Origin of the sequence: Enterobacter cloacae complex sp. IR5441 (assembly GCF_049238215.1) — a bacterium.
GTDB classification, from domain to species: domain Bacteria; phylum Pseudomonadota; class Gammaproteobacteria; order Enterobacterales; family Enterobacteriaceae; genus Enterobacter; species Enterobacter hormaechei_C.
In genome coordinates this window covers 1-511 of sequence record NZ_JBMKIA010000135.1, presented here as the reverse complement: position 1 = coordinate 511, position 511 = coordinate 1, and the positions used below count along the sequence as shown (strand labels likewise).

General features: G+C 54.4%; 1 protein-coding gene. It reads right to left on the bottom strand.

What is annotated here, in order from left to right; translation table 11 throughout:
• Positions 1-493, bottom strand: a 493-nt coding sequence (gene gpJ / locus ACOTX5_RS26745; RefSeq protein ID WP_421632524.1) for a TipJ family phage tail tip protein, incomplete at its 3' end; no start/stop codon positions are given.
• Between the last annotated feature and the right edge of the window lie 18 nt (positions 494-511).

Genomic DNA, 511 nt, shown 5'->3' with positions numbered 1-511 from the left:
GTTTCTCTGTCACGGTTCTTGTCATGACCGTAGAGAACGCACCACCATCTACAGCAAGATCGATATGGTACTTTACGGTAGTGCCGACAATATCCCCGTCGTTTTCCTGCTGCTGCAAACCCGGAATACCAATGCGAACGAGCACAGCGTCAATCTGGGTGTTACTCAGCGCGCGCGTCCAGGGCGTGGCTTTTGTCAGAGATACGCCAACCGTAGTTTCGTTCTCCACTGCGGGAAAACCCGGAATCGGCGTCTGGGTCTGTGTTCCCGGCCGAAATTCCCAGGAAACGTTTTCAAAGTTCATCGTTCCGTCGGCGTTTCCCAGCGGCGTACCGTCCAGGAAAATACTGGTCGCATCCAGACCACCAGCAAACTCACCTTCCCCGAGCGCCAGCAGCATGCGGCAGCGCGCCATTGACTGCGCCGAATCAGGTTGTTCTACAGGTGTGTGCTGCTTCTGGCTGCCACCCTTTGCACCAGTGATCGCTTCCATATTACATCCATAAAAAAA